We start from the raw sequence: 24552 nt of genomic DNA, 5'->3' as shown, positions 1-24552 counted from the left end.
ACGACCGTACTGCTCTACGCTGGCGGACCGTCGGTGGAGTCTCACGGAGGAGTACGGCCGGTGGCGTTGTCCGCACGCAAGCTGTTGGAGTCCGTCCGCGCCGAGTTGGCGCCCGCGGAGAGCGAGAACCGCCTCGTGCCGCTGATCGAACGGGGTGACGCCCCGCGCACGGTGTTCGGGACGCTCGCGGCCGAGGAGTCGCACATCGTCCGCAGCGACTGGCGCAGCCTGCACCTGCTGGCGTCGCGGGCGGGTGAGCAGACGGCGCGGGAGTTCTTCGCGGGCCTCGCGCAGGGCGAGGGCCTGGCGTTGGGCAAGCTGCCCGCACTCGCGGCGGCGGGCGGGATGGACGAGAAGGACGTGGCGGCGTACGAGCCGATGGCGGGTTGCCAGGCGTACCCGGCCTACTTCTCGTGGCTCGCGCTGAACGGCGAGGCGGCCGACGTGATCGTCGGGGTCGTCGCGAACTTCGCCGCGTGGGGCGACTACTGCGGTCGGATCGCGATGGCCATGCGGGAGAAGTACGGTCTCGACGACGAGGCGTGCGGGTTCTTCGACTTCTTCGCCACGCCCGTCCCGGACGCGATCGAGCAGGCGGTGGCCGCGGTGCAGGCGGGCATCGACGCGGGCCGCTGCGACGAACGGACCGCCCGCCGCTACGGCAGGCTCTTCCAGGCCTACGAACTGATGTTCTGGAACACGATCGCCGACGCCCAGACACCCTGAACGACCCCTGCGGCGCGTTGGGCGTGCTGAAGGGGTCGTTCAGCACACCCCGCCGGGGGCGCGACTGCCTAGCCGATGGGGCGCGCTGTCATGGGCAGGCGGGCCAGCGTGCCGAGGCGGCCGGTGGTGTGCAGGTGGAGGAACGCGTCCACCACCTCCGGGTCCAGTTGGCTGCCGCGGCAGCGGACCAGCTCCCCGCGCGCCTGGTCCTCGGTCATCGGCATCTGGTACGGCCTGCAGGCGAGCATCGCGGCCCACGCGTCGCACACCGCGACGATCCGTGCCTCGCGGCGGATCTGTTCGCCCGCGAGCCCGGCCGGGTAGCCGTTGCCGTCGAAGCGTTCGTGGTGTTGCAGCACCACCACGGCCGTGTCGGCGAGGCCGGGCACCACGCACAGCATGCGGTAACCGTCCTCCGGGTGCCGCCGGATCAGCTGCCAGTCCGCGTCGGACAGCGGGGTGGTCTTGGTCCAGATCTCCTTCGGCACCAGGATCTTGCCGACGTCGTGCAGGTGCCCGGCCAGCGACGCGTGGCGCACGGCCGCGCTGTCGAGGCCCAGTTCGACGGCCGTCAACCCGGCCCACCTGCTGACCGCGCGGCCGTGTTCGTGGTCCGACAGCCAGCCGTCCACCACGTCGGCGGCGTGCTCCAGGTAGGCGAGCGTGCCGCCCGCCGACTCGGTCGCGCTGCACGGGCCGATGTCGATCCTGTTGCGGCCCTTGCACTTCGCCGCGTACAGCGCGCGGTCCGCGGCGGTCACGAGCTCGTCCTGCGTGCTGCCGTGGAGCGGGAAGGTGGCGGTGCCGACGGAAATGGTGACCTCGACCGCCATGCCGTCGCCCACGACGACCGGGCTGCTGCTCACCGTGTGCCGCAACCGTTCCGCGATCCGCACCGGCTCGTCCGCGGTCGCGCCGCGCAGCAGGACCGCGAACTCCTCCCCGCCGTACCGGGAGATGACGTCCTCGTGCCGCAGCCCGTGCCGCAGCCGGGTGGCGATCTCGACCAGCACTCGGTCACCACCGGGGTGGCCGTAGGCGTCGTTGATCGACTTGAAGTGGTCGACGTCGGCGATCAGCACCGCGAGCGGTGTGCCGGTGCGGCGGGCGTGCGCCAGCTCGGTGGTGAGCCTGTTCTCGAAGTATCTTCGTGTCCGCAACCCGGTCAGCACGTCGGTGATCGCGAGCTGTCGCTGCTGCGCCACGAGCACCGCGAGCCGGGCGATGGTCAGCAGGAACAGCAGCCCGCACGCCACGGCGATCACCGGGATGTCGTCGTAGGCGTCGCGTGCGTACTCGACCAGCAGGGTCGCGGGCGCGACGAGCGCGGCGGCACACAACGCAACGATGCGCACCGGCCCCGGCCCGGGGTCGCCGACCGGGGTCGCGTCGCCGACCTGCCGCATCGTCGGGTGCAGCGCCGCCGCGCCGAGCGCCAGGTTGCCGGTCAGCCAGATCGCGTCGATGAAGTTCCCGGCGACGTAGGTGCCGGACAGCTGCTGGAGCACGTAGATGGTGTCGGCGGTGAAGAACGCCAGCAGGTTCGCACAGAGCAACAGGAACGCCGTCGGGCGGCGGCCGGAGCCGAGGATGAGCCGCAGCGCCACCGCGAACATCGCGAGGTCCATCATCGGGTAGGCGAGGGACGCCGCCTTGGCGAGCGTCGGCACCTGCGTCTGCGCGGTCGGCGCCAGCACGTAGAGCCACGACAGCATGCCCGCGACCACGGCCACCAGGGTCGCGTCCAGCAGCGCGGGGAGGTCGCGGCCGGGCGTGCGCAACCGGATCAGCAGCACCAGTCCGGCGACCACCAGCGGGTAGTGCGACAGGTAGAACACGTCGGCGAGCGCCGGGTAGCCGAGGTCGCCGACGATGTAGTGGGACACGTAGAAGCTGGTGTCGGCCGCCGCGTAGATCACCTCGGCGAAACCGAGCAACAGCCACGGCAGCAACGGCTTCGGCCGGAACCGGTAACAGGCGTACAGCACCGCGATCGCGGACGACGTGCTGACCACGCTGTACAGCAGCACCCTGGCGAGCGGGGGCGCGTCGAACGCGAGTGCCAGGTAGTAGCCGGCCATCACGACCAGCCCGGATGCGAGGTAGATCCACGCCAACCGGCCCGTCCACACGGCAGTCCGCGTCCCTTCGTCCGTGATCCTTGTCACCCATGACACTAGCGATGACGCTGCGTGCCCGCGCACGCGCCCGGCTCGGTAGGCTCCGCCGTCATGCAGGTGGTGTACGCGCCGGAACGCGACGGCGACCCCGATCCCGGTGAGGTCGTCTGGGGCTGGGTGCCCTACGAGGACGACCCCACGATGGGCAAGGACCGCCCGGTGCTGGTCATCGGGTACGCCGACGACGCACGCGAGCGCCTCCTCGCCGTGCCGTTGAGCAGCAAGAACCCCGAGCACAAGCGGGACGCCCACGAGTGGGTGGCGGTGGGTGTCGGCGGCTGGGACCGCGACCAGCGCGAGAGCTATGCCAACGCCGACCGGCTGCTGCGGTACGACCCGGACGAGGTCCGCCGCGAGGGGTCCGCGCTGGACCGGCACCGGTTCGACGCGGTCGTCGCCAAGCTGCGCGACCTGGGCAACCTGCCGCTCGTCTGATCAGGTCGCGGTGCCCCGCGCCCTGACGACGAGCCAGAGCATCAGCAGCACCTCGCCGACGAACGTGACGGCCGCGAGATTCAGCGCGTAGTCCGCGACGAGCACGGTCGCGGCGCCGTCCACCACGTAGCCGAGCCCGGCGACGGCCACCAGCGCGGCCAGCACCGTGGGCAGGTTCCGCGACCGGTGCGCCAGGTACCCGACCAGCAGCAGGTGCACGCCGAACAGCACCAGGCCGAGGTCCCAGACATCGCGGAACGCCGCGATCCGTGCGAGTGCCCCCGGCGAGCCGACGGCCGCGAACAACTCGGCGATCGCGATGAGGAACACCGCCGCGTACGTCAGCCGGAACCACGCCGCGAGGGTGGCCGTCGCGTGGTGCACGGGGGCGAAGAACTCCCGGAGCGCCCACGCCACCAGCACGTCGAGCGCCACCACCAGGACCAGTGCGAGCACGGCGACGCGGAACAGAGCCGTCGTCGTGTCGTCGGGTGTGGACACCCGCTCGACGACGCCGAAGTTGGCGAACCCCGCGAGCACGGACATCGCCAGCAGCCCGAGCCCGGCGACCAACCCCGCCCTGACAGGAACAGTCGTTCTCATGCGCGCTCTCCCTTACAATGTAAGCTTACGTTGTAAGTAGTACACTTACGGTGTAAGTGTCGTCAAGGTGCACGAGGATTGGCGGATGAACGAGGCACGCGGCCGGCTGAACCGCGACGAGGTGCTGCGGGCCGCCGTGGCGCTCGCCGACGCCGACGGGATCGAGTCGCTCACCATGCGCAAGCTCGGTGTCGAGCTGGGGATCGAGGCGATGTCGCTCTACAACCACGTCGCCAACAAGGTCGACCTGCTCGACGGCATGGTCGACCGCGTGTTCGCCGAGATCGAGCTGCCGGACCGGAGCCCGGACTGGAAGTCCGCCGCGCGGCGGCGTGCGATCTCCGCCCGCGCGGCCCTGTCGCGCCACCGCTGGGCCACCGCGCTCATGGAGTCGCGGACCTCACCGGGCCCGGCGACGCTGCGCCACCACGACGCCATGCTGGGGATGCTGCGCGCCGCGGGCTTCTCGATCGAGATGGCCGCGCACGCCTACTCCGTGATGGACAGCTACATCTACGGGTTCGCGCTGCAGGAGACGAGCCTGCCGTTCGACTCGCCGGAGTCGGCGTCGAAGACCGCGCAGGCGATCACGGCGCGTTTCGCCGCGGGCGAGTACCCGCACCTGTCCGAGCTGGCCGCCGAGCACGTGCTCAAACCCGGCTACGACTACGGCGCCGAGTTCGAGTACGGCCTCGACCTGATCCTCGACGGGCTCGAACGGGCGATCAGCTGACCGAGCGGTGCAGCCCGTCCAGCAGCCACGTGTGCGTGACACCGACCGGCGCGGCCCCGCCGGTGATCTCACCCGCCAGCCGCCAGTAGCGCCGCATCCCCGGGTGCCGGTCGGCGGCGGCCCGCCGGTTCAGCGCGCGCCGGAAGGCCGGGCTGTCGGCGACGCCGGTCGCGGCGGCGTGTGCCGCGACGAACCGGTCGAGCGGCAGGCCGGGTCCGGGCGGCGCCCCGGCCGCCACCATGGGAGACGCGAGCGCGCAGGCCGCGCCGACCTCCGCGTGCAGCGCGCCGAGGTCGGCGACGCGGTCGTCGCCGACGAGCATGCTGGCCCGCACCCCGTCCGCGAGCACCCGGTCGGCGGTCAGCAGCACCAGCTCCGCGTACGCGACGACCTGGCCGGGCGTCGGCAGTTCCGGTGGCGGCGGAGCGCTGACGTCGAGGAACATCGCGACCGTGTCCGGTGGGAGGGCGCCGTTGGTCACGGGGCGCCAGAAGCGGACGAGCGTGTCGTGCGCGGAGAACCCGTCCGCCACCGCGGACAGCAGGTCGAGCCGGTCCGCGCGCTCGGTTGGCGGCGCCTCCTCGACCGCGCGGAGCACCGAACGGCGCCACGCCAGCGTCGCCACCTCGCGGTCGAGCGCGGACCGCTCCGCGGCCACCGCGTCGGCGAGTGAGCGGCGGCCGTCGAGGACGTCGGCGATCGACCGCAGGCCGAGACCGAGCCCGCGCAGCCGTCGCACGAGGGTCAGCCGGTCGACCGCGGCCGCGTCGAACCGGCGGTGCCCACCCGTGCTGCGCGCGGGCGTGAGCAGCCCTTCGTCGCAGTAGAAGCGGATCGTGCGCACGGGCAGACCGGTAAGTCGCGCCAGGTCGCCGATGCCGAGTGTGCCGCCGGTCACGATCGGTGGAACCTCCAGCCGGGTGGAGTTCCTACGGTACGGCCATGGATGTCACACGACTTGCCGAGGGACTGCACGAACACACCACGGGGTTCGCGAAGGCGGTGGCGGGCGCCGATCCGGCCGCCGTCGTGCCGACGTGCCCGGACTGGCCGCTGCGGGTGCTGGTCGGGCACATCGGCCAGGAGCACCGCTGGGCGGCGGGCATCGTCCGGTCCGGTCCCGCGCCGGTGCCCGACCCGTTCGACGCGGACCCCGGCGGTCCGGGGGAGTGGGCGGACTGGCTGCGGGAGGGCGCCGAGGAACTCGCCGACGCGGTGCTCGCCGCCGGGGAGAGTCCCGTGTGGACGTTCGTGGGGACCCGGCCCGCGACGTTCTGGCTGCGCCGGATGCTGCACGACACCACCGTGCACCACGCGGACGCCGCACTGGCGACGGGCACCGCGTTCACGGTGGCGCCCGACCACGCGGCCGACGCGGTCAGCGAGTGGCTGGAACTGCTGTCCGACCCGGCGGCGGCCGCGGTCCGGCCCGCGTTCGCCGAACTGCGCGGCACCGGCCAGTCGCTCCTGCTCCGCCCGGACACCGGCACGGGCTGGCTGATCACCCGGACACCGGACGGCGTGCGGTGGGCACGCGGGAACGGGACCGCGGACGCGACGCTGGCCGGTCCGGTCGCGGACCTGGTGCTGGTGATCAGCCGCAGACAGCCGCCCGAGTCGGTCACGATCACCGGTGACCGCGGGCTGGTCGACCACTGGCTGGCGCACACGGCCGCCTAACCTGCTGACCATGCGTGTGGTCGTCGCGGCCGGGTGTGCGCTCGTCGCTCTCCTGCTCGGGCTCCTGTTCGCCGGTGACCGCGGCCCCGGCGACGTCGACGCGGCGGCCCAGTCGGTGGTCGCCGGGTGGCCGCGCGAGGTGTTGGTGGCGCTGGTGTTCCCGACGGAGCCGTACGTGGTGTGGGCGGTGGTGCCGGCGGCGGCGGTGTGGTGCCTGCGGACCGCGCGGCCGCGGGACGCGTTGTTCGCCGCGCTCGCTCCGGCCCTCGCCGTCGCGGTGAACACGTGGGTGCTGAAGCCGTTGTTCGACCGGTGGAAGAACGACACCCTGGTCTACCCGAGCGGCCACACGGTCATCATGGTCGCGACCCTCGTCGTGGTGTTCGTCCTCGTCGGCCGGCGGGCGCGGGCGATCGTCGCCGTCGTGGGCCCGGTGCTGCTGGTCTGCGTCGCGTTGGGGATGGCGGGGCTTGGCTACCACTACGTCACCGACGTGGCGGGCGGCGCCGCGTTCGCCACGTCGGCGGTCCTCGCCCTGCGCGGCCTGATACCGCTTGACAGGCGTGCCGACGTCGGTGTTCGTGAGTGAGAGCCGGAGGGCACGCACCGGTCCCGGCGCCCGCGTCGTTCGCCGGGCCGGTGCGGAACTGGGGTCGGACGCCGGCGGTCAGCCCTGCGCGACCGCCTGCTGGTCGGACTCGTAGCTGCCGTCGGGGTTGAGGTGTCCCTCGTCGACGACGGTCCACTCGTCCTCGCCGGTGTGGGCGGCGATCGTGACGTCACCGTCGGAGGTGACCACCGCCGCCTCGTCGGCCTGGCCGTCGCCGTCGGTGTCGGTGAACACGTACGTCGTGCCGTCGGTGTCGTTGACCACCGCGGTGTCGTTCTCGCCGTCGCCGTCGGTGTCGTAGGTGGCCGGGCCCGCGTCGACGTCCTCGCCGGGCAGGTCGACGGTCATGTCGTCCTCGCCGGCTTCGTAGTCGGTGTCCTCGGCGACGGGGGTGCTCTCGCCGGAGTCGTCGGAGTCCGTGTCCGAGTCCGTGTCCGTGTCGGAGTCCGAGCCGCCGGCCGAGTCGTCCGCGCCGTCGCCGGTCGGGGTGGGGAGGTACTCGGCGTCCTCTTCGTGCCACTCGCCGCTGGTCTCGTCGTACTCGGCGCCGACGACGATGTCGCCGTTCGCGTCGTACTCCACGGCCACGTCCGCCACACCGTCGCCGTCGGTGTCGGCGAACGCGATCGCGCCGCCGTCCTCGGTGGCGACCACCGCGGTGTCGTTGGCGCCGTCGCCGTCGAAGTCGACGTTCTCCTCGACGACGTACTCCTCGCCGTCGATCTCGACGGTCAGCTCGTCGTCAGCGGTCGCGCCGTCGGCGAAGTCCTCGATGTGGTCGTAAGGCACGTCCACGGCCTGCCCCCTCCATGAAAAGGTGATGTGGTGCGTGTTGGAGGGGGTCCGGCACCGATCGGTTCCACAGAGGACACCCGGAATGTTCCGGCGCCGCGGCCGGTCAGCGGGTCCGGTCGCGGGTCGAGTCGAAGACCAGGGCGGTGACGAGCCCGTACGCGAGGTGCGGCACGAGGTCGGACAGCCACGACGTGGCCGACCAGGTCCTCGGGTCGGTGACGCCCAGCGCCGCCATCGGTGCCGCGGTGCTCGCGGTCGCGGCCAGGCCGGCGCCGACGCCGAGCAGCGGGGCAGGCGGGCGCGGCAGCCGAGACCGCACGACGCCGTAGAGCGCGCCGAGGGCGACGCCGGTCGTGATGCCGACGAGCGCACCGAGCCCGGCGCGCCGGTTCCGCGCCGCGTCGCTGTCCGGGCCCCGCGCGGACAGGCTCGTGTGGGTCAGCGCCTCCACCTTGCGGACCGTGTCCTCCGGGGTCGTGCTCGACGCCCGGGCCCGCAGCGCCATGTCGAGGTAGGTGACCGCGTTGAGCGCCGTCGTGCCGGCGGCGCCCGCGACGATTCCACGGACGATGGGATGCCTCATGACCAGGGACGTTCCCGCTGCGACCCCGGGTACACCTCGTTTGACCCCACCGTGCGCGGGTATCGCGGGAGGATGACGACGACACCGTTCGAGCCGCACGAGGAGCCGCACGACGAGGTCGCGGCGGCCGACCCGGGGCGCGGTGCACCCGAGCAGGCCCCCGGTTTCGGGGTGGCGGGTGAGGAACCCGACGAGACTCCGGAGCAGGCCGCGAAGAAGGGCGAGGCGGTCGAACCCCCGGACTGACCGCCGGGGAAGCCCGGTCCCGCGACGCCGCGGGACCGGGCTCCACCTGCCTACCGGACGCCTACCGGTTCGGCCACCACCAGTTCGTCCGCGTTGGCGACGGAGATCTCGCCGCCCGCGAACGTGTCGGTGACCGTGTAGGTGCCGGGTGCGCGCAGCAGCAGCGACATCCGCCACGTGCGGGCCTCGCCCGCGGCCACCGCCGCGTCGGCCACGACCGTGCCGGTCAGTGCGTCGCCGTCACGGGTGAGCGTGACGCGTTGCCACGTGTCGCCGACCCGCAGCCGCAGGACCACGTCCTTCGGCGCCAGCGCGCGGTCGGCGGCGATGCGCACCGTCCAGGTCATCGGCCCGGAGTCGGCCGTGCCGGTGTTGTCCGCGCGCACGTCGAACTGGGTGTGCACACCCGGCGCGAACGTGCCCCGCGTGTCCGTCACGGTCACCTTCGCCACCGGTTCCGGTCCGACCCGCAGCTTCGCCTCGCCGGTCAGCCTGCCCGAGTAGCCGCCGGTGTCCACGTCCAGCGCCAGCCGGTAGGCCCCGTCCGGGGTGTCCGGCGCCAGCGTGAACGTGAACGGACGCGCGTTCCAGTCGACCGAACCGGCCCGCACCGGGGTGCCGTCCGGCGCGAACAGGCGCAGCACCGGCTTCAGCTCGTTCGGCACCGCCGCACGCACCAGCCCCTCGACGTCCTCGAGCGCTGACCGCTCCGGCAGCGTCAGGAACGGCCGCACGTCCGACGCCATCACCGTCGCGAACGGCAGGCCGTGCGCGTCGGTCACCGACCAGTCCACCGTGGCCTGACCGTCCTCGCCCGCGACGACGTCGCCGACGGTGACCTCCGCGGGACCGCCGAAGGCGAACGACACGTCGTACGGGTCGATCCAGTTCAGACCGCCGACGACCGTGCTCGGCAGGAACCAGTCCTGTTCGAGGTGCTGCACCGAGTGCACGGTGACCGCCTCGTACCGGTCCAGTGTCGCCACCAGCGTGCCCGGTTCGTAGCGGTAGCCGTGCGGTGCCGTGCCCTCCGGGCGCAGGAACACCGAGCCGGTGTGCCGCGCGTCGGCGGCGTCCAGCTCGATGGTGGCCCGCACCGCGAAGTCCTCCCCGATCGAGGCGGCGGCCGCGCCACCGCTCGCGAGGACCCGCGGCGCGAACGAGATCGCGTCGTCGTCGATCACGGTGATCTCGCGGTGCAGCAGGTAGGCGTCGCCGCCGTCGGACGGCGTCGGCTTGCGCACCACGAGGGTGTACCGGCCGACCGGGTCCGGGATCTCGAACGACAGCTTGCCCGCCGCGTCCGTGGTCCCGAGCGGACGGACCTGACCGTTGGTGATCAGCTCCACCGTCGCGCCGGCGAGCCCGCCGACCGCGGCGGCACCCGGAGCATCCACAGTGGACACGGCGAGGTCGACCCGTGGCGCCCGCACCCGGAACGAGCCGCTCAGGTACTGCACCTGGACGGCGAACGTGCCGAGCCGGTCGGGGTCGACGGTCCACGTGACGGTCTTCGACTGGCCCGCCGACAGCTGCACCGGCGTCGTCGCCTCGACCGCGCCGCCGACCTTCAGCTCCGCGTTGTAGGTGCCCGCCGACTTGCCGACGTTCTTCACCTGCACCGACACCGTGACGTTCTCGCTCGCCTTCACCACACCGGGCGAGACCCGCAGGTCCGACAGCGCGTAGTACGGCTGGTCCGGGTCCGGTGCGGGCGAGGCCCACGCGATCGAGTTCAGGAACAGCTCGGTCGCCTCCGGCGTCCAGTCCGCCGGACCGCGGGTGGCCGACACGCCGTGCAGGGACAGCAGCACGTGCCGGTTGTTCGCCCGCTGGTCGACACCGATGCCGCCGCCGAGCACGCCGTCCACCGTGCGGCCGAAGCCCGCGATGGTCTGGCGGCCCTCACCCTCGTAGCCGGTGAACCACGCGGCCCACTTCGCCTGGCTGCTGGTGTCGATCGGGATCCGGTCACCGACCGCGTAGCCCGCGAGCAGCGGGTGTGCCACGGTGACCTCGTAGAACGACTCGGCCGACGTGCTGCCGCCGGTGTTGGACCCGGTCGCCGCCGGCTGTCCGGTGTGGCGGGACAGCTGCCGGATGCCGTTGCCCGTGGTGTAGGCGTGGTCGGTGAAGATCACGCCCGCGCCCGCGGCGTCGGTGGCGTCCAGGAACGCCTGGAACCGGACCGCGTCGTAGTGCGACGTCATGACGCCGTACCCGAGCACCACGGTCGCGTGCCGTGCCGCCTGGTCGAGCTGGTCCCACGTGTAGATCGCGGTGTCGATGCCACGCGGGGCGAACACGACGTCCCGGTACTCGGCGGCCCGCGACGCGGAGCTGTCCACGATCGCGACCGTGCGCGGCGGCACCCCGAACGTGAAGTCCGCGGTGGCCGACTGGCCGGCCGTGACGGTCACCTCGACCTCGGCGGGCGCCCGGAACGTCGGGTGCGTCGCCGCGAGCCGGTAGGTGCCCTCCGGGACCCCGGCGATCGTGTACGTGCCGTCGGTGCCGGTCGTGCCGGACAGGGTGGCCGGCACGCCGAGCACCTTCACCGTGGCACCGGGCAGCCCGGCGCCGGACGCGTCCAGCACCGCCTTGCCGGTGATCTGCCCGTTCGGGAGTGCCGTGAGCCCGACGTCCACGGTGGCGAAGGAGTCCGCGGCGACCGTGGCGTCCACTGTGGTCTCCGTGTAACCGAACGCCGACGTGGTGACGGTGTAGTCACCCGGTTCGAGCCTGGTCGTGAACGTGCCGTCCGCGGCGGTGGTCAGCGACCGGCCGCCCGGCGTGACCGTGAGGGTCGCACCGGAGATCGGCGCACCGCTCGCGGCGTTGGTGACGGTGCCCTGGATCCCGGAGTCGAGCGCGACGAACCGCACCGCCTCGTAGGCGTTGATCCGGCCGCGGCCGAACCGGGTGTCCGGCGGGGCGTCGGAGTAGCGGTCGTCCCAGAACCCGGTGTCGGCGAGCACGTCGAGCACCTCGGACACGGGCAGCTGACCCGCGGCCGACAGCATCAGCGCGACGGTGCCGGACGTGTGCGGGGTCGCCATGGAGGTGCCGGACAGGGTCCGGTAACCGCCGCCCGGCGACGCCGAGTAGACGTCGACACCCGGGGCGGAGATGTCCGGCTTCACCCAGCTCGTCGGCCAGTCGGCGGGCGCGCCCGTCCACTGGTCCTTGCGCACCACGCCGCCGCAGGAGAACGACGCGACGTTGTCGCCGCTGTCGGTGGCGCCGACGCCGACCGCCTCGAACACGTTGCCGGGGCTGGCGGTGCCGAGCGAGCCGCAGTTGTTGCCGATGGCGAAGGCGGGGAACGAGCCGAGCGCGCGGATCGCCCGCGTCGGCTGGATCATCTCCTCGTGGAAACCGTTGCCGCCCAACGACATGCTGACGACGTCGGCGGGCCGCCCGGCGGGGTTGCCGTCGGCGTCGGTCGGCGCGACGGCCCACTGCATGCCTGCGGCCACCTGCGCGAAGGAGCCGCCACCACCCGGGATCACCAGGCCGTGCATCATCTCCGCGCCGGGGGCGACGCCGATCGCGGTGCCCGAGGTGGCGCCGCCGTGGATCGTGCCCGAGACGTGCGTGCCGTGGTAGGCCGAGTCGTGCGGGTTGGACGCGACCAGGTTGCCCGACGCGTCGAACTCCATCCAGCCGCCGGGATGGCTGGGGTCGCTCGCGTCGTCGGTGACCATCTTGCCCGCGAGGTCGGGGTGGCTGATGTCCACGCCGGTGTCGAGCGTGGCGATGCGGACGCCGCTGCCGTCCACACCCAGCTCCTGCCAGACGCGGGCGGCCTCGATCTTCTGCAGACCCCAGGTCAGCTCGGCGGCGGGGGAGATGTCGGCCGTGCCGGGAACCGGTTCGGGAGCGGTGACGGCGAAGTTCGGGACGAGCCGGTCCACGCCCGGCACGGCGGCCAGTGACGTGAGGGTGTCGGTGTCGGCGGGGAACTCGACGAGCAGCATGTTGGTGAGCCAGAAGCGGTTCACCACGGTCGCGGTGTCCCCGAGCGCGCTGACGACGTCGGCCTGTGTCTCGGCGGCGTGGTCGCGGAGGGTGGCGAGGACCTCGGCCCGCTCGCCGGACAGGTCGGCCGCGTTCGGGAGCACCATGAGCGCCTGAACGGGCTCACCTTCGCTCGCGGCGGCGACCTCGGCGGCGAGTTCGGGGGCGATGGGGGCGGGAATGCTGGGTTGTTGCTGGTGGGCGGGGGCGAGAGCGGCGAACAGGCCGACCGCGGTCGCGAGCGCGAGCCACGGTCTGGCCCGGCCTCTCAGCCGGTGACGGTGTCTCGGTAAGGGGAGTCGGGGCATGTGCGCCTCCTCGGAGTGCGAGATTTTCGCTCCTTTGAGAATGGCCGAAATTGACACACCGTCAATGCGCCGCATGGTCTACCCGTGCACACCTTTTGCCCGATGTGCAACGAGGCCTGGCGGCCGCGACGTACCCCAACAAGCCCGAATCGGAAGGCCCCTCCCCGAGATCAGCCCGTCCGGCGAGGACACCACCCAACCAGTCAGACGACGCGGCAGAGCAACGCGTCCGGTGTCTTGCGGGAACCGATCCGCCCGGTGTAAGCGACACCGGCGACGTACTCGCCCGCCGTGCACTGGCCCTTGTAGTGACCGGACGCGAAGTCACCACCCGGACCGCCCGCCGGCCGGTTGTCGCCGCGGTCGAACCAGACCGTGCGCCCGGTGCGGCCGAGCGCGGTGGGGGACTTCCCGCACAGCGCGGCCGAGAACGCCGCACCCGTCACGCTGTAGCCGACGACGTAGTGGTCCGGCGGGCACTGGACCTTCGTGTACCCGGACGCCCAGTCGGTGTCCACATGGGACTCGTCGCGCACCACGACGTACCCGGTGGCGGCAGGCCAGGAGCCCGTGCACAGCCCGCGGTTGCCGGTGTGGGCGAGGCCGATGACGCGCTGCCCGTCCGGGCAGACTCCCTTGCGGGCGCCGGGATTCCAGTCCGGCATCACCCGCACCGCGCGGGACTGCTGGAAGTCCGCGTAGTCCAGGTTGAGCATCGACCAGCGCGCCGTCGGCGGGATCTGGCCGGTGCGGCCCGGTGCGCCGACGAGCCGGGTCCACGCCGCCGCGCGTCGACGATGTACCGGCCGCGCGTGCTCAACGGTCCGGTCCAGTCCGCGGCCGCGGCGTGCGCCTCGGTCGCGGCGGGCACCACAGCGGTTCCCGAGGCCAGCAGGACGGCGAGTACGGCGCGGGCGACCCTCACCTCTCGACCGTAACGAGCCCGGCGCGAGACCGGCCACCCGTGACGTTTACCGGTATTGCTACCGATCCGGCGTGGTCGCCCGGTCGAGCCAGGCCTGCCGTTCGGCACGGTCCGGGTGGTCGTCGGGGGTGGCGGCCAGAGCGTCGCGACCGAGCGCTACGGCCTCCTCGTGGTCGGCGGGCGTCCCGGTGCGTGCGAACCGGTGCAGCAGTGCCGTCGCGAGGTGGAACGCGCTGTCGGCCCGCTGTTCCAGCACGTCCTGCCGGAAGAGGGAGATCGCGCGTGCCAGGTGGTCGGGGCTGCCGGTCCGCTCGTACTCGCGCAGCAGCGCGACGCCCCGCTCCTTCGGCGCCGCGAACCCGAAGAGCTCCCGCACCTCCGGCGGCACCAGCCGCGGGTCGACCCGGTGCAGTGTCGTGTAGATGGCGTGTGCCATCCGCAGGTCGGTGTCGGCGTGCTCGCGTGGCAGTGCCTCGTACCGGCACAGGTGCAGCGCGGCCACCCGCGCCAGGCTGCCCGCGTCCGGTTCGCCCAGCGCGGTCAGCTCCTTGACGATGCCGAGGGCGTTCGAGTCGAGCACGCCGGAGGAGTCGCCGTGCACGTGCCGCTCGACGCGGGCGTCGAGCTCGGCGAGTAGCCGCTCCTTCATGGCACGAGCTGTTCCTGCCTGCGCACGATCTCGTTGATCCACGTCGGCGCGAACGGGGACGTGCAGTTCGGTGGGGTCGGGTAGTCCTTGAGGACTTCGAGGCGTTCGCCGATGTCGACGGCACGGGCGCGGTGCTCGGCGTGGTCGATCCCGATCTGGGCGAGGCAGTGGTTCATCGCCCACTGCAGGCGGTCCGGGGCGTCCTTCATCTCCGCCTCGATGACGTCGAGCAGCGCGGGAAGGTCGAGGCCCTCGGGTTTCCTGGCCACGCGGTCGGTGGTCAGCGCCCAGCCCGCGCTCGCGACCACCGGGTCCCGGTCGGCGGTCCAGGCCAGGCGCAGGTCCTCGGCGTGCGGGCTCTTCTTCACGACGTAGTTCACGAGCCAGTCGTGCACCTTCGGGGTGCGGGCCGCGCGCAGCATGGCGTCCAGCTCGTCGCGCTCGAACGCCTTCGGGCGGCAGACGAGCAGCGCCAGCAGCCGTGCCGCGGTGTCGCCGGTGTCCCAGAGTTCCCGCGCGAGTTCCTGTTGTGTCTTCAGGCGCTTCGCGATGGCACGCAGCTTGCCGAGGTTCACGCCGTGGTCGTCACCGTGCCGCTCGTTCACCTCGCGCGCCTTCGGGTCCTCGAGCGCGGCCAGCTCGGCCAGCAGCTCGGCCACCACCGTCTTCTCGGCCACGTCAGCCTCCCTGTCCGTCGCGTGGGGAGCCAGCCTACTTCGGCGGTCCGACAGGCGCGCGTCGAACGTTTGTTTGATAGACTCGGGTCATGAAGGGTGACCGGGTCGAGATCGTGGTCGATGCCGGTGACACCGTGCGCACCTACGAGGTGGCGGCCACGCGGGCCGGGCGGCGGGTGGAGGTCAGCATCGGCCGCGGTGTGGTCGAGGTCGTGGAGGTCACGCGTACGGGCAGTCCCGTGCGCACGGCGCGTTTCATGGCGGGCAAGGTGCTCGCGCTGGTCGAGCACCCGGTGGCCACCGCGCCGCTCGATGACGAACGGATTCCCGCCCCGCGTTAGGTTGGTGGGGTGGGACGCAGCCGAAGGGGCGACGAGACCGTGACGCAGGAGGTCGACTCCGGCGTCGTCGAGCTCGTGCCGGATCCGGACGTGCCGGACTCGTGGACGCTGCTGCTGAACGGCACGCCCCAGTCACACGTCGACCTCGTCGATCCCACGCGGCTCGAGTTCGAGTACGTGCGCAGGCTCGCGCACGTGCTGGACGTCGTCGCACCCGCCGGTGCGCCGTTGCGGGCCCTGCACCTCGGGGGCGGGGCGCTGACGCTGCCGCGCTACCTCGCCACCACGCGCCCCCGGTCCAGCCAGCAGGTGGTCGAGGTCGACGCGGCGCTGGTCGCGCTGGTGCGTGCCCACCTGCCGCTCGACCGCACGTGGCGGCTGCGGATCCGCCACGGCGACGCCCGCGCGGTGCTCGCCAAGGCGCCCGAGGCGGCGTTCGACCTGGTCGTGGCCGACGTGTTCGCGGGGGCGCGCACCCCGGCGCACCTCACGTCGGTGGAGTACGTGTCGCTGGTGGCCCGTGCGCTGGGGCCGGACGGGGTCTACGCGGCCAACATCGCCGACGGCGGGCAGCTGCCGTTCGCGCGGGCGCAGGTCGCGACCGCGCTCGCGGTGTTCCCGCACGTCTGCGTCCTCGCCGAACCCACGGTGCTGCGCGGACGGCGCTTCGGGAACTTCATCCTCGCCGCGTCCCGGACCGAGCTGCCCACCGCGGAACTGACCCGCAGGCTCGCCGGTGACCCTTTTCCCGGCCGGGTCGAGCACGGCGCCGCGCTCGTCCGCTTCACCGGCGGCGCCCGGCCCACCACGGACGCCACCGCGACGCGGTCACCGACCCCGCCGAAGGGGACGTGGGGCCTGAGCGAGGTCTCCTGATTGTCGGTGGTCCGTGCGATGCTGCCGCCGTGGTCATCGACTTCGACGCCGAGCTGTGGGTGTGGGACGCCAGGCGCACCGAAACCTGGACGTTCGTGCGATTACCCGAGGACGCCTCCGAGGACATCCGGGAGGTGGCGGGCGGATCCGGCCGCGGCTTCGGTTCCGTGCGGGTGCGGGTGGTGCTGGGCGGCAGCGTCTGGACCACGTCGGTCTTCCCGGAAAGCGGCAGCGGCTGTTACGTGCTGCCGGTGAAACGCGCCGTCCGCACCGCGGAGGGCCTCGAACCCGGCGACGTCGCGAGCGTGTCGGTCGAGCTCATCGATCTGTGACGCCGCCGCGCGGCGTGACCAGCCCCGACTCGTAGGCGAGGACGACGAGCTGCGCGCGGTCACGGGCGTGGAGTTTGGTCATCGCCCGGTTGACGTGCGTCTTCGCGGTCAGCGGGCTGATCACCATGCGGTCGGCGATCTCGTCGTTGGACAGGCCCTGCGCGACCAGCGCGACCGCCTCCCGTTCGCGGTTGGTCAGCTCGTCGAGGCCCGTGCCGGTGCCGGTGTCGGGCGGCAGGGTGACGTACCGGTCGATCAGCTTGCGCGTGATCGACGGGGCGAGCAACGCGTCGCCCCGGGCGGCGACGCGCACGGCGTGCAGGAAGTCCTCCGGCTCGATGTCCTTGACCAGGAACCCGGCGGCACCGGCCCGCAGCGCGTTGAACACGTACTCGTCGAGGCCGTAGTTGGTCAGGATCACCACGTGCACGCCGGCCAGGTCCGGGTCCGCCGCGATGCGCCGGGTCGCCTCGATGCCGTCGACGAAGGGCATCTGGACGTCGACGAGCGCGATGTCGGGCCGGTGCTGTTTCGCCAGCGCCACGCCCTGCGCGCCGTTCGCCGCCTCGGCGACGACCTCGATGTCGTCCTCGCCGTCGAGCAGCGCGCGGAACCCGCTGCGGATGAGCGGCTGGTCGTCCACCAGCAGCACCCGGATCACGGCGTCCGGTCCACGGGGAGTTCCGCGTGGACGGTGAAACCGCCTTCGCCGCGGGGTTCCGCGCGCAGGCGGCCACCGAGCGCGGTGACCCGTTCGCGCATGCCGAGCAGCCCGACGCCGGGCACCGGCGCGTGCTCCGGCGTCGCGGTGCCGTCGTCGTCGACGCGGATGACCAGCGCGCCCGGGCGGTGGTCGATCAGCACGGACGCGGTCGCGGCCCCGGAGTGCCGGGTGATGTTCGTCAGCGACTCCTGCACGATCCGGTAGCCGGTCCTCGCGACCGCGGCGGGCACGTCGACGGGTTCGCCGTCGACGGTCAGGCTCGCGTCCAGGCCGGTCCCGCGGACCCGCCGCACCAGCTCGGCGACGTCGTCGAGCCCGTGCGGCGGGTACTTGTCGTCGCTGCGCAGGGCTTCGAGCGTGGCGCGCAGTTCCCGCGCGGCCTCCCGGCCGGCGTCGCGGATCGCCACCAGCGCGTCGGGCACGTCCTCGCCCCGCTTCCTGGCGAGGTGGACCGCGACCTCGGCCTGCACCTTGATCACCGAGATCTGGTGGGTGAGCGAGTCGTGCAGCTCCCGCGCGATGTGCAGCCGTTCCTCGTCGGCCCGGCGCCGCGCGGTCTCCTCGCGGGTGCGTTCCGCCTCGTCCGCGCGCCGCTCGGCCTGCCGCACCGCCTCACCCGCCGCCGCGGCGGCGACCAGCCAGGCCAGCTGGAGCACGTCGCGGGAGTGCGCCACCGCGTCACCGGCCGCCCAGCCCGCCACCATGAGCGAGAGCGGGATCGCGACCAGCATGAGCAGCGTGGCGACGAGCGCGGCGATCCGGTGGCCCGCCCGGACGGTGGCGTAGACGCCGAAGAGGAACGCGAGCGCGGGCACGTCGAAGCCGATCGCCTGGTGCGCCGTCGCGCACACCCCGGCCACGGCCGTCACGACGAGCGGCGCCCGCCGGTGCGCGACGAGGACCAGCCCACTGGCGACGAGCAACACGTAGCCGACCGGGCTGTCCAGGTCGCGCGACAGCCCGGTCCCGACCAGAACCGCGGTCGTCCCGGCGGCGATCGCCCAGTCGCCGATCCCTGCCCTGCGCATGCGTCGCACCCTAGCCGCGCTGACGCCTCCGGCGACTCCTGCACGGGGACGATCAACCGGCTACCGCGGACGTGGTAGTCCGGCCGTTTCCACTGCGTCCGCGGCAGCACGAAGTGACCACGTCCGCACGACGCCCGGAGCCGGTGGTTCGGCGACGCTCTGTGGCATCGCATTCGTGGAAGGAGCAGTCATGTACTCGCAGGAACTGATCGTCGCCGCCACCACCTACGGCTTCACCTCCGCCCGCCTGGTGGCGACGGTGGCCGCGCTGGTCGGGCTGGCGGGGGTGATCGTCGGGGCGTTGGCGAGGTCCCGGTCCCGTCGCGGCGGCGCCCTGTTCGCCGTGGCCACGGGCGCGCTCGCGGCGGCCGGTGGAGTGCTGACGCTGGTGGTCGCCGACGGCGGCCCCGGCACCGGCAACGGCGTGGTCGCCGGGTGGGCGGCGGTGGTGCTGGGGCCGGTGGCGATCGCGCTCGGCGGCCTGGTCCTGGCCCGCGTCCGCACGCGGGCGTGAGACGACCCCGCCGCGGCGGGGACTCGACCGGGGCTACGGAGTTCCCGCGAGTTCCCGCCTCAGGCGCGGAGGTGCGTCACGACGCCGACAACGCCGCCACCCCGGCGACGACCAGTGCCGCGACCTTCACGACCTCGGCCGCCACGTACGCCAGGTGCGCGTGGGACCGGGGCGCGTCCTCGCCCGCGAGCACGCGGTCGGAGCGCCGGTTGAGCACCGGCCGGATCGCGGCCAGCTGCACCACCAGCACACCGGCGACGACCACCCCGGACACCAGGGCCGCGGTCGGCACGTCACCCCACACGATCACGACCGCGAGTGCCGCGGCCAGCAGCACCTCGACCGTGTTCAGCGCGCGGAACACGATGCGCCCGATCCCGAGCCCGATCCGCGGCGTCACGTCCGGTGCCCGGAACTTCAGCGGCGCCTCGAGGAACGAGATCCCCAGCACCATGCCCAGCCACGTGAACGCGACGCCCGCGGCCACCGCCGTCCCTGCCACGGCACACCACCTCCGGCCCGGACGATAACCCCGTCCCGTGAGCGAAGGTCGCGGGGATCGCGGGGATCACTGCCCGGACGGAACGGTGGCCTCGCGCTCCTCGGCGCGGCTGGCGCGGTACTGGCGGATCGAGTAGGCCAGCGCCGCGGCCCACACCACGTAGATCACGGCGTAGACGACGAAGCGGACCGTGTCGCTCGCGTCGACCCAGTCGCTGCGCAGCAGCGTGCGCGTGTTGGTGAGGATGATGATGCCGCCGACGGCCGAACCGAGCACGCGGGGCGGGATGTGGCGGACGAGCCAGGCCGCGATCGGTGCGGCGATCACGCCACCGAGGAGCAGTGCGAGGACCCACGTGAAGTCGATGCCCGCCGACCCGATGCCGACGAGGAACCCGAGGCTCGCGGCCACGGCGACGAGGAACTCGCTGGTGTCGATGGACCCGATCGTCTTGCGGGGTTCGAGGCGCCCGCTGGCCAGGATGGCGGGCGTGCCGACCGGACCCCAGCCGCCACCGCCGGTGGAGTCGACGAAACCGGCGAGCAGCCCGAGCGGGCCGAGGAACCGCTTGCGCAGCGGTTTGCCGAGGTTGTGCCGGGAGATGCCGAACGTGGTGAACCGCACCAGGATGTAGACGCCGAGAGTGAGCAGCAGCAGCGACATGACCGGTGCCGCGGCCTCCGTCGACAGGCTGGACAGGAACGTGGCTCCCGCGAACGCCCCGACCGCGCCGGGGATGCCGATCTTCGCGACGACCTTCCAGTCCACGTTGCCGAACCGCCAGTGCGCGAGCCCGGACACCAGTGTGGTGCCGATCTCCGCGAGGTGGACCGTCGCGGACGCGGCGGCGGGGTTGGTGCCGATGGCGAGGAGCAACGTCGTGGACGTCACGCCGTAAGCCATGCCCAGACTGCCGTCGACGAGCTGAGCGCCGAGGCCGACCAGGGCCAGAAGGACCAGTTGTCGCATGGTCTCCGTCCATTCCCCTGTAGTTCGGTTCGCCGCTCATGATCCTGGAGGGACGATCGACGGCCAACGGGTTCCAGATCCCGGGACGTTCCGGCGGTACCCGGCTTGCCGGCCTTGCCTATCACGCCGTCGGACGCTAACGCGAACCTCCGATGGTCGTGACGTGTGTGGGAAGGCGCACACTGTCCGCGTGACCAGTGACAACGGGGAGGGGCCACCGGACACGCCCCGGGGGCGCAGCCGCAGGGGCGAACTGCGGATCTACCTCGGCGCCGCGCCCGGCGTCGGCAAGACCTACGCCATGCTCGGCGAGGCCCACCGGCGCGCGGAACGCGGCACCGACGTCGTCGTCGGACTGGTGGAGACACACGACCGGGCCAGGACCGCCGCGCTGCTGACGGGCCTCGAGGTGGTGGCGCGCAGGCAGGTCAGCCATCGGGGCCGCGAGTTCACCGAGGTGGATCTCGACGCGATCCTCGCCCGCGGACCCGAGGTCGCGGTCGTCGACGAGCTGGCGCACACGAACGTTCCCGGGTCACGCAACGAGAAGCGCTGGCAGGACATCGAGGAACTGCTCGACGCGGGCATCGACGTGCTGTCGACGGTGAACATCCAGCACCTGGAGAGCCTCAACGACGTCGTCGAGCGGATCACCGGCGCCCGCCAGCAGGAGACCGTCCCGGACGACGTGGTCCGCCGCGCCGAACAGCTGGAGCTGGTCGACATCACCCCGGAGGCGCTGCGGCGGCGGCTCGCGCACGGCAACGTCTACCCGGCGCACCGGATCGACGCCGCGCTCGCCAACTACTTCCAGCCGGGCAACCTCACCGCGCTGCGCGAGCTGGCGCTGCTGTGGGTGGCCGACCAGGTGGACGTCGCGCTGCGGCGGTACCGCAGCGAGCAGGCGATCACCGACACGTGGGAGGCGCGCGAACGGGTCGTCGTCGCCGTCACCGGCGGCCCGGAGAGCGAGACCCTCATGCGGCGTGCGAGCCGGATCGCCACCCGCGCGGGCGCGGAGCTGATGGTCCTCACCGTGCTGCGCGGCGACGGTCTCACGGGCGTCCACCCGGTCACCCTCGGCAAGCTGCGCAAGCTCGCCGAGGACGTCGGGGCCACCTTCCACACGGTGGTCGGCGACGACGTGCCCACCGCGCTGCTCGACTTCGCCCGCGGCGCCAACGCCACCCAGCTCGTCCTCGGCACGTCGCGGCGTTCCCGCGTCGCGCGGCTGTTCGACGAGGGCATCGGTGCCACCGTCGTGCAGGCGTCCGGGCCGATCGACGTGCACATGGTCACCCACGCCGAGGCGAACCCCGGTTGGCGCGGCAGGCTGCGTCTCGCCGGGCTCGTCTCCGACCGGGCCGGCAGCAGGCCGCGGCAGCTGCTCGTGTGGACGCTCGCGATCCTGCTGCCCACCGCGATGACCGTCGTCGGGACGGAGCTGCGCGACCACCTCAGCCTGTCCACCGACGTGGTCGGCTACTTCCTCGTCACCGTCCTCATCGGACTGCTCGGTCTCGGTCCCGCGCTGGTGACCGCGTTCCTGAGCGCGGGGCTGCTCAACTACTTCTTCAGCCCGCCCTACTACAGCCTCGCCGTCGCCAACCCCGACGACATCATCACGTTGGTGGCCATGGTGATCGTCGCGGTGACCGTGGCGGTCGTGGTCGGCCGCGCCTCCCGCCGCGCGGAACAGGCCGCGCACGCACGCACCGAGGCCGCGCTGCTCGCGTCCTACGCCCGCACCGTCCTCGGGCACGACCGGCCGCTGAACCGGCTGCTGGAGAAGGTCCGCGAGAACTTCAGCCTGACCTCGGTGGCGCTGCTGGAACGACGGGACGGGGTCTGGCAGCAGATCGCGTGCGCGGGCGCGGCGGGCTGCACGGACCCGGACGAGGCGGACGTGGACGTGCCGGTGACCCCCGACGTGCACCTGGCGCTGCGGGGCCGGACGCTGCCCGCCGCCGACCGCCGGGTGCTGGAAGCGGCGGCCGGGCAGGCGTTGCTGACGCTGCGCCAGCAACGTGCCGCGGCGGAGGCCGACGAGGCGCGGCGCCGTGCCGAGACGACGCAGCTGCGGACCGCGCTGCTGTCGGCGGTCGGGCACGACCTGCGCACCCCGCTCACCTCGATCAAGGCGGCGATCGGCAGTCTGCGCGCCGCCGACCTCGAACTGTCGGCCGCCGACGAGCAGGAGCTGCTCGCCACCGTGGAGGAGGCCGCCGACCAGCTCGCGGGCCTGGTCGACAACCTGCTCGACTCGTCCCGCCTGGCGACCGGCGCCGTCGAGCCGCAGCTGCGCCCGGTCACCTACGACGAGGTCGTCGCCCGCGCTCTCGCCAGCCTCGAAACCAGGGCGCGGCCGATCACCGACATCACCGTCGACGTCGCCGAGCACCTGCCCGCCGTCGTCGCCGACCCCGGCCTGCTGGAACGGGTGGTCGCGAACGTGGTGGACAACGCCCTGCGGCACGGCGTCCTGCCCACACCGCGCACGGTCGACGTGGACGGCGACGGCCGGATCACGCCGGACGAGCCGAAGATCGCCATCCGCGCGAGCACCCACGCGGACCGCGTCGAGCTGCGGGTCGTCGACCACGGCAAGGGGCTGCCGAAACGTGGCGCCGAGGCGGTCTTCACCCCGTTCCAGCGGCTCGGTGACCGGGACACCAGCAACGGTCTCGGTCTGGGCCTGTCGGTGGCCAGGGGTTTCACCGACGCGATGGGCGGCGCGATCCGCGCGGAGGACACCCCGGGCGGCGGACTCACGATCGTGATCTCACTACCCGTGAACTGACCCTCCACTGACGCGTATCCGGAGTGTCATGATCGAGGCACGTGCGCGTTACCTCGCTGCACGACGGTGAGATCCACCGACAACAGAAAACGGAGGGCGTCCGTGAAAACCCTGCACATCACCCGCCCGTTACGCGGCCTCATGATCGTGGTGGTCGCGCTGCTGGTGTTCGTCGTGACGGCGGTGGCCGTCGCGCCGAACGCGGCGGCGTTCCCACCGGACGTACCGTCGAAGTCCCAGGTGCAGTCCGAACTGAACGCGTTGCGGGTAGCCACCGAGGGCTCGATGACCGGCTACTCGCGAGACAAGTTCCCGCACTGGCACACCGTCTCCGGCACGTGCAACACGCGTGAGACCGTGCTCAAGCGGGACGGTTCGAACGTGGTCGTCGGCTCCGACTGCTACCCGGATTCCGGCCGCTGGTACTCCTACTACGACGGCGTGACCCGGTACGCGGCGTCCGACATCAGCATCGACCACGTCGTCGCGCTCGCCGAGGCGTGGCGGTCCGGTGCGAGCAGTTGGACCACGTCGCGGCGTGAGGCGTTCGCCAACGACATCAACGGCCCCCAGCTGATCGCGGTCACCACCGAGGTCAACAGCTCCAAGGGTGACCGGGACCCGTCGGACTGGAAGCCGCCGCGCACCAGTTCGTACTGCGGTTACTCGAAGTTCTGGATCCACACCAAGTACCGGTGGGGCCTGAGCCTGCAGTACGCGGAGAAGTCCGCACTGCAGAGCATGCTCAACACCTGCTCGTACTGACCGACCGCTCCGGCAGCCGCTCCCCGGCTGCCGGAGCCCCCGGCGGCCCTGCTGTGCCGCCACCGGCTCCCGTCCGCCGCCTTCTCATTCCGTGTGAGAGGGCCGGCGGTGTGCGGCGAAGAACTCGTTGGCGTCCCGGTTGCAGGCGAGCAAGCCGATCACCACCAGCGCGAGACCGATGGAGACCAGGGAACCGAGGTCGAACTCGATCAGCTCGAGCGCGCTGCTGATCGACAGCAACACGATCGCGGTGACCCTGGCGCTGTTGCTGCCGCCGAGGATCAGGGTCGCCACCGCGAGGAAGGCGATGACCAGCCCCAGCACGGCCAACGTGATGACGGTGCCTGTCCCGGTGGTCGTCGCGTCGGCGCCGTACAGGGTCATCACGCCGACGAGGCCGAACCCGGCGACGACGTAGAGCAGCACCGCCGCCGCGGTCACCACGCCCGGACGTCTCGGAGCGGACACGTCCTCGTTCATCGAACCCCCAGTGCTGACGGTCTGCGGTGGCGGTGAACCTACCGGTTCGGG

Annotated in this window: 26 protein-coding genes; 12 read left to right on the top strand and 14 right to left on the bottom strand. The window is 72.5% G+C overall.

Going from position 1 to position 24552, the window contains the following annotated elements; translation table 11 throughout:
• Positions 1-60 precede the first annotated feature (60 nt).
• Positions 61-726 carry a transcriptional regulator gene (locus tag ACIBVP_RS26920; protein WP_396109123.1) on the top strand — a complete coding sequence of 222 codons (666 nt, stop codon included), beginning with the start codon at positions 61-63 and terminating at the stop codon, positions 724-726.
• Between the two features lie 68 nt (positions 727-794).
• Here ACIBVP_RS26920 and ACIBVP_RS26915 read toward each other — a convergent pair whose 3' ends face one another.
• On the bottom strand, positions 795-2894 hold the full coding sequence (locus ACIBVP_RS26915) for a diguanylate cyclase (protein ID WP_396109122.1): 2100 nt from the start codon (positions 2892-2894) through the stop codon (positions 795-797).
• A 63-nt stretch (positions 2895-2957) separates the two neighbouring features.
• Between ACIBVP_RS26915 and ACIBVP_RS26910 the strand changes: the two genes are divergently transcribed.
• Positions 2958-3341, top strand: a complete 384-nt coding sequence (locus tag ACIBVP_RS26910; protein ID WP_396109121.1) for a type II toxin-antitoxin system PemK/MazF family toxin — start codon at positions 2958-2960, stop codon at positions 3339-3341.
• On the opposite strand, the gene ACIBVP_RS26905 is transcribed toward ACIBVP_RS26910, so the two are convergent.
• Entirely contained in the window at positions 3342-3944 is a 603-nt protein-coding gene (locus tag ACIBVP_RS26905) for a DUF4386 domain-containing protein (protein ID WP_396109120.1), read from the bottom strand. It lies immediately after the preceding gene.
• 85 nt (positions 3945-4029) lie between these two features.
• On the opposite strand from ACIBVP_RS26905, the gene ACIBVP_RS26900 reads away from it, so the two are divergent.
• Positions 4030-4677, top strand: coding sequence for a TetR/AcrR family transcriptional regulator (locus ACIBVP_RS26900; RefSeq protein ID WP_396109119.1), 648 nt, complete (start codon positions 4030-4032; stop codon positions 4675-4677).
• On the opposite strand, the gene ACIBVP_RS26895 is transcribed toward ACIBVP_RS26900, so the two are convergent.
• The gene (locus ACIBVP_RS26895; protein WP_396109118.1) at positions 4670-5575 is read right to left on the bottom strand and encodes a MerR family transcriptional regulator; all 906 of its coding nucleotides are present in this window, start codon (positions 5573-5575) and stop codon (positions 4670-4672) included. The two genes, ACIBVP_RS26900 and ACIBVP_RS26895, sit on opposite strands and share 8 nt — an antisense overlap.
• 44 nt (positions 5576-5619) lie before the next feature.
• Here ACIBVP_RS26895 and ACIBVP_RS26890 point away from each other — a divergent pair, with 44 nt between their 5' ends.
• A complete protein-coding gene (locus ACIBVP_RS26890; protein WP_396109117.1) occupies positions 5620-6357 on the top strand; it encodes a maleylpyruvate isomerase family mycothiol-dependent enzyme in 738 nt (245 codons plus the stop codon).
• A 10-nt stretch (positions 6358-6367) separates the two neighbouring features.
• A complete protein-coding gene (locus ACIBVP_RS26885) occupies positions 6368-6946 on the top strand; it encodes a phosphatase PAP2 family protein (RefSeq protein ID WP_396109116.1) in 579 nt (192 codons plus the stop codon).
• A 78-nt stretch (positions 6947-7024) separates the two neighbouring features.
• Here the strand turns inward: ACIBVP_RS26885 and ACIBVP_RS26880 are convergent, their stop codons facing one another.
• A complete protein-coding gene (locus tag ACIBVP_RS26880) occupies positions 7025-7762 on the bottom strand; it encodes a DUF6802 family protein (RefSeq protein ID WP_396109115.1) in 738 nt (245 codons plus the stop codon).
• A gap of 103 nt (positions 7763-7865) precedes the next feature.
• Entirely contained in the window at positions 7866-8345 is a 480-nt protein-coding gene (locus tag ACIBVP_RS26875) for a DUF6789 family protein (protein ID WP_396109114.1), read from the bottom strand.
• Positions 8346-8417: 72 nt separating this feature from the next.
• Between ACIBVP_RS26875 and ACIBVP_RS26870 the strand changes: the two genes are divergently transcribed.
• The gene (locus tag ACIBVP_RS26870) at positions 8418-8591 is read left to right on the top strand and encodes a hypothetical protein (RefSeq protein WP_396109113.1); all 174 of its coding nucleotides are present in this window, start codon (positions 8418-8420) and stop codon (positions 8589-8591) included.
• Between the two features lie 50 nt (positions 8592-8641).
• On the opposite strand, the gene ACIBVP_RS26865 is transcribed toward ACIBVP_RS26870, so the two are convergent.
• The 4 genes from ACIBVP_RS26865 to ACIBVP_RS26850 form a co-directional block, all read right to left on the bottom strand.
• Positions 8642-12919 carry a S8 family serine peptidase gene (locus ACIBVP_RS26865; RefSeq protein WP_396109112.1) on the bottom strand — a complete coding sequence of 1426 codons (4278 nt, stop codon included), beginning with the start codon at positions 12917-12919 and terminating at the stop codon, positions 8642-8644.
• 203 nt (positions 12920-13122) lie between these two features.
• A complete protein-coding gene (locus ACIBVP_RS26860; protein ID WP_396109111.1) occupies positions 13123-13635 on the bottom strand; it encodes a hypothetical protein in 513 nt (170 codons plus the stop codon).
• Between the two features lie 267 nt (positions 13636-13902).
• Positions 13903-14493, bottom strand: a complete 591-nt coding sequence (locus ACIBVP_RS26855; protein ID WP_396109110.1) for a hypothetical protein — start codon at positions 14491-14493, stop codon at positions 13903-13905.
• Positions 14490-15170, bottom strand: coding sequence for a DNA alkylation repair protein (locus ACIBVP_RS26850; RefSeq protein ID WP_396109109.1), 681 nt, complete (start codon positions 15168-15170; stop codon positions 14490-14492). Before ACIBVP_RS26850 ends, ACIBVP_RS26855 begins: the two co-directional genes overlap by 4 nt.
• Positions 15171-15259: 89 nt before the next feature.
• On the opposite strand from ACIBVP_RS26850, the gene ACIBVP_RS26845 reads away from it, so the two are divergent.
• The 3 genes from ACIBVP_RS26845 to ACIBVP_RS26835 are packed head-to-tail and all read left to right on the top strand — an operon-like array spanning position 15260 to position 16719.
• Positions 15260-15511, top strand: coding sequence for a hypothetical protein (locus tag ACIBVP_RS26845; RefSeq protein WP_396109108.1), 252 nt, complete (start codon positions 15260-15262; stop codon positions 15509-15511).
• A gap of 9 nt (positions 15512-15520) precedes the next feature.
• Positions 15521-16387, top strand: coding sequence for a spermidine synthase (locus tag ACIBVP_RS26840; RefSeq protein WP_396109107.1), 867 nt, complete (start codon positions 15521-15523; stop codon positions 16385-16387).
• Positions 16388-16416: 29 nt separating this feature from the next.
• Positions 16417-16719 carry a DUF1905 domain-containing protein gene (locus ACIBVP_RS26835; protein ID WP_396109106.1) on the top strand — a complete coding sequence of 101 codons (303 nt, stop codon included), beginning with the start codon at positions 16417-16419 and terminating at the stop codon, positions 16717-16719.
• On the opposite strand, the gene ACIBVP_RS26830 is transcribed toward ACIBVP_RS26835, so the two are convergent.
• Together ACIBVP_RS26830 and ACIBVP_RS26825 are read right to left on the bottom strand one after the other, a co-directional pair.
• Complete coding sequence (locus ACIBVP_RS26830) at positions 16706-17380, bottom strand: response regulator (RefSeq protein WP_396109105.1); 675 nt, start codon at positions 17378-17380, stop codon at positions 16706-16708. The genes ACIBVP_RS26835 and ACIBVP_RS26830 overlap by 14 nt on opposite strands.
• A complete protein-coding gene (locus ACIBVP_RS26825) occupies positions 17377-18471 on the bottom strand; it encodes a sensor histidine kinase (protein WP_396109104.1) in 1095 nt (364 codons plus the stop codon). Before ACIBVP_RS26825 ends, ACIBVP_RS26830 begins: the two co-directional genes overlap by 4 nt.
• A 190-nt stretch (positions 18472-18661) precedes the next feature.
• Here ACIBVP_RS26825 and ACIBVP_RS26820 point away from each other — a divergent pair, with 190 nt between their 5' ends.
• Positions 18662-18985 carry a DUF6223 family protein gene (locus ACIBVP_RS26820; protein ID WP_396109103.1) on the top strand — a complete coding sequence of 108 codons (324 nt, stop codon included), beginning with the start codon at positions 18662-18664 and terminating at the stop codon, positions 18983-18985.
• Positions 18986-19061: 76 nt separating this feature from the next.
• Here the strand turns inward: ACIBVP_RS26820 and ACIBVP_RS26815 are convergent, their stop codons facing one another.
• Both ACIBVP_RS26815 and ACIBVP_RS26810 read right to left on the bottom strand, forming a co-directional pair.
• On the bottom strand, positions 19062-19439 hold the full coding sequence (locus ACIBVP_RS26815) for a hypothetical protein (protein ID WP_396109310.1): 378 nt from the start codon (positions 19437-19439) through the stop codon (positions 19062-19064).
• Positions 19440-19553: 114 nt separating this feature from the next.
• Positions 19554-20456 (bottom strand): sulfite exporter TauE/SafE family protein, encoded by a 903-nt coding sequence (locus ACIBVP_RS26810; protein WP_396109102.1) that lies wholly within the window; start codon positions 20454-20456, stop codon positions 19554-19556.
• A gap of 190 nt (positions 20457-20646) precedes the next feature.
• On the opposite strand from ACIBVP_RS26810, the gene ACIBVP_RS26805 reads away from it, so the two are divergent.
• Together ACIBVP_RS26805 and ACIBVP_RS26800 are read left to right on the top strand one after the other, a co-directional pair.
• A complete protein-coding gene (locus tag ACIBVP_RS26805; RefSeq protein ID WP_396109101.1) occupies positions 20647-23256 on the top strand; it encodes a DUF4118 domain-containing protein in 2610 nt (869 codons plus the stop codon).
• Between the two features lie 141 nt (positions 23257-23397).
• Entirely contained in the window at positions 23398-24021 is a 624-nt protein-coding gene (locus ACIBVP_RS26800) for an HNH endonuclease family protein (RefSeq protein WP_396109309.1), read from the top strand.
• Positions 24022-24105: 84 nt separating this feature from the next.
• On the opposite strand, the gene ACIBVP_RS26795 is transcribed toward ACIBVP_RS26800, so the two are convergent.
• On the bottom strand, positions 24106-24501 hold the full coding sequence (locus tag ACIBVP_RS26795) for a hypothetical protein (protein ID WP_396109100.1): 396 nt from the start codon (positions 24499-24501) through the stop codon (positions 24106-24108).
• Positions 24502-24552 lie beyond the last annotated feature (51 nt).

It is taken from the genome of Actinophytocola sp. NPDC049390 (genome assembly GCF_044466355.1).
Lineage (GTDB): Bacteria > Actinomycetota > Actinomycetes > Mycobacteriales > Pseudonocardiaceae > Actinophytocola.
This window is presented reverse-complemented; position numbering and strand designations above follow the sequence as displayed.

Bases quoted from the DNA above. Each gene is read 5' to 3' on its own strand.
- ACIBVP_RS26910 (WP_396109121.1), top strand. From the start codon at position 2,958: ATGCAGGTGGTGTACGCGCCGGAACGCGACGGCGACCCCGATCCCGGT.
- ACIBVP_RS26905 (WP_396109120.1), bottom strand. From the start codon at position 3,944: ATGAGAACGACTGTTCCTGTCAGGGCGGGGTTGGTCGCCGGGCTCGGG.
- ACIBVP_RS26900 (WP_396109119.1), top strand. From the start codon at position 4,030: ATGAACGAGGCACGCGGCCGGCTGAACCGCGACGAGGTGCTGCGGGCC.
- ACIBVP_RS26890 (WP_396109117.1), top strand. From the start codon at position 5,620: ATGGATGTCACACGACTTGCCGAGGGACTGCACGAACACACCACGGGG.
- ACIBVP_RS26885 (WP_396109116.1), top strand. From the start codon at position 6,368: ATGCGTGTGGTCGTCGCGGCCGGGTGTGCGCTCGTCGCTCTCCTGCTC.
- ACIBVP_RS26875 (WP_396109114.1), bottom strand. From the start codon at position 8,345: ATGAGGCATCCCATCGTCCGTGGAATCGTCGCGGGCGCCGCCGGCACG.
- ACIBVP_RS26870 (WP_396109113.1), top strand. From the start codon at position 8,418: ATGACGACGACACCGTTCGAGCCGCACGAGGAGCCGCACGACGAGGTC.
- ACIBVP_RS26865 (WP_396109112.1), bottom strand. From the start codon at position 12,919: ATGCCCCGACTCCCCTTACCGAGACACCGTCACCGGCTGAGAGGCCGG.
- ACIBVP_RS26860 (WP_396109111.1), bottom strand. From the start codon at position 13,635: ATGCTCAACCTGGACTACGCGGACTTCCAGCAGTCCCGCGCGGTGCGG.
- ACIBVP_RS26855 (WP_396109110.1), bottom strand. From the start codon at position 14,493: ATGAAGGAGCGGCTACTCGCCGAGCTCGACGCCCGCGTCGAGCGGCAC.
- ACIBVP_RS26845 (WP_396109108.1), top strand. From the start codon at position 15,260: ATGAAGGGTGACCGGGTCGAGATCGTGGTCGATGCCGGTGACACCGTG.
- ACIBVP_RS26825 (WP_396109104.1), bottom strand. From the start codon at position 18,471: ATGCGCAGGGCAGGGATCGGCGACTGGGCGATCGCCGCCGGGACGACC.
- ACIBVP_RS26820 (WP_396109103.1), top strand. From the start codon at position 18,662: ATGTACTCGCAGGAACTGATCGTCGCCGCCACCACCTACGGCTTCACC.
- ACIBVP_RS26815 (WP_396109310.1), bottom strand. From the start codon at position 19,439: ATGGTGCTGGGGATCTCGTTCCTCGAGGCGCCGCTGAAGTTCCGGGCA.
- ACIBVP_RS26810 (WP_396109102.1), bottom strand. From the start codon at position 20,456: ATGCGACAACTGGTCCTTCTGGCCCTGGTCGGCCTCGGCGCTCAGCTC.
- ACIBVP_RS26800 (WP_396109309.1), top strand. From the start codon at position 23,398: ATGATCGTGGTGGTCGCGCTGCTGGTGTTCGTCGTGACGGCGGTGGCC.
- ACIBVP_RS26795 (WP_396109100.1), bottom strand. From the start codon at position 24,501: ATGAACGAGGACGTGTCCGCTCCGAGACGTCCGGGCGTGGTGACCGCG.